The sequence below is a fragment of the Paracoccus lutimaris genome (assembly GCF_003337565.1).
Taxonomy (GTDB): Bacteria; Pseudomonadota; Alphaproteobacteria; order Rhodobacterales; family Rhodobacteraceae; genus Paracoccus; species Paracoccus lutimaris.
Map to the genome: position 1 here is coordinate 1 of NZ_QPJL01000080.1, position 1,607 is coordinate 1,607.

At 60.5% G+C, this 1,607-nt stretch carries 2 protein-coding genes and 1 pseudogene; all 3 read right to left on the reverse strand.

Going from position 1 to position 1,607, the window contains the following annotated elements:
* Positions 1-152 (reverse strand): annotated as a pseudogene (locus tag DFP89_RS19960) (IS256 family transposase); the annotation flags it as partial.
* Between the two features lie 64 nt (positions 153-216).
* Positions 217-669 carry a TniQ family protein gene (locus tag DFP89_RS19965; RefSeq protein WP_114351040.1) on the reverse strand — a complete coding sequence of 151 codons (453 nt, stop codon included), beginning with the start codon at positions 667-669 and terminating at the stop codon, positions 217-219.
* Entirely contained in the window at positions 666-1,568 is a 903-nt protein-coding gene (locus DFP89_RS19970; protein WP_114351041.1) for a TniB family NTP-binding protein, read from the reverse strand. The genes DFP89_RS19965 and DFP89_RS19970 overlap by 4 nt, the downstream gene beginning before the upstream one ends.
* Positions 1,569-1,607 lie beyond the last annotated feature (39 nt).

Below are 1,607 nucleotides of genomic sequence, written 5' to 3' on the forward strand. Positions count from 1 at the left end.
CTTTCCTCAGCGAACGCGGCGAGGAGCGTTGCCAGCTCGGCCTCAACCGCTTGTTCGATCAGCTTGCGCGCACCCTCCCGGATGAGGTCCGTCAGTGGATCCGGCGAAAACCCCGATGGATCGGGCAGCGTGCTGATGGTAGTCTCCGACATGTGGCATATCCCTTTCTCGGCTGAGAATTGACGGCGTCTGAACACCGCCATGATATGCCGCCCCTCAGGGCATCACCAACTTTCGCGCGTTACTCGGCGGCGCCAATACGTCCAGCATCGTCCCATGCGCCGGACAGACCTGCAAAGAGTCGAGCTGCCACAAAACCCGTCCCCATGTCCTGCCATGGACATCGCGGTCGTTTGCGACGCAATGGGGACAGTATTTCAGAGCCGAGCGATTCAGAAAGGACAGCGGCAGGTCACGGCCACGGAAGCAGAAGAACCCGTCACCAACCGGCACGAAGCTGCCTGCAACAAGCGCCTCAACATCAGCGCCCGTCAGATCGGCAAGTTCCTGGACCGTATCGGGATCAAGCTGAAGGATTTTTTGCCAGGACAGATCCATGTCCTGAACAAAATCCTGCACATGCCGCAACCCGTTCCTCTGCGCGATGTGCGACACGAAAGACGGCAGGGTTTCCATCGGCAGGAGCGGCAATGTCAGCCCCAGCCTCATCGCGGCCTCCTGGGGATATCAGGACCGGGCTCTGGCTCCAGCAGCTTGCGTACGTTGATGGTCAGATAGTTCTCGGCGATGAAGGGGTTCAGGCCGTTCGGACAGCCGGAACGCCGCGCGAAGCAGCTGACGAAGGCTTTCACCGACAGGGTGTCATCTCCGGGAAGAAGCACTTCGCCGATGGCCTCGCAGATCATTTCGGCGAGGATACCAAAGCAGGAGTCGGCGGCATGAACGAGCCGTCTGACAAAGTCTGGCTTGCCGAGATTTTCGTCCGCCGCGATCTGCGCCGCTGCGGCATATTGCCGGATCGCGGCGACGATCATGCCCCCGTCGACGCTTGTCTTCAGCGGACGATGCTCGATGGGCCTCAGGCGGCGCGCAAGCTGCGGGTCCATGTTCACCAGGTCCAGCAGGTCCGGCATGCCACTGAGGATGAGGCCGACCGGCCATTTCGGTGACTGCATCAGCGATTTCAGCGTGCTGATCACCGCATGCTGTTCGCCACGATTATTGTGGCGCGCGAAGTCCTGCGCCTCGTCCAGATGCAGGAACAGAACCTGCCGCTCGGCAAACTGTGTTTTCACAAGCTGCCAGATGATATGGGCGGATCGGTCCCGACGGAGCTGATAGCCGAGCGTATCCAACATGCCTAGACCGACGCCCTTCGGCGTGGCGGGCGACGGCACAGCCAAGCTGACGACATCCGCCTGTTCCTCGCCTTCAGACAGGATATGCAGGCCCGAGGGGTGCTGGTGTAGGGCATTCCTGACCAGCGTCGTCTTGCCCGCCCCCGAAGGTCCCAAGATCAGCAGCCCATGAACCTCTTTCTGGCGGCCTGCCTGTTGATTGCCACTGAGATTTGACCCGGCATTGTCACCGAGAACTGACCCACCCAGTGGTTATGTTCTGCGTGTTATGATGGCGTCAATGCTAGT